1 protein-coding gene is annotated in these 271 nt (G+C 41.7%); it reads left to right on the top strand.

The annotated features are described in order from the left end of the window. Positions 1-16: 16 nt before the first annotated feature. Positions 17-271 (top strand): arginine N-succinyltransferase (locus tag AAEY79_RS14950; protein ID WP_352289183.1); only part of this gene is annotated, 255 nt, incomplete at its 3' end.

Genomic DNA, 271 nt, shown 5'->3' with positions numbered 1-271 from the left:
ATATAACACCGTTGATATTTTAAGCATGTGTAACGACTACACAGGTTGCTCTGAAATATGCACATTATTTTTGCGCGAAAATAGCCGTAAAGGTTTAACAGGTCGATTTTTATCACGTTCACGCTTTTTGTTTATGGCTCAGCATAGCGAGCGTTTTGCCGATACTGTTATCGCAGAAATGCGCGGTGTTAGCGACGAAGACGGCCATTCTCCTTTTTGGCAATGGCTGCAAGAGCACTTTTTTAGTATTGAATTTCCAGAAGCGGATCAC

This window comes from Psychrobacter sp. GW64-MNA-CIBAN-0177 (assembly GCF_040309585.1).
GTDB classification, from domain to species: Bacteria; Pseudomonadota; Gammaproteobacteria; order Pseudomonadales; family Moraxellaceae; genus Psychrobacter; species Psychrobacter okhotskensis.
This window is presented reverse-complemented; position numbering and strand designations above follow the sequence as displayed.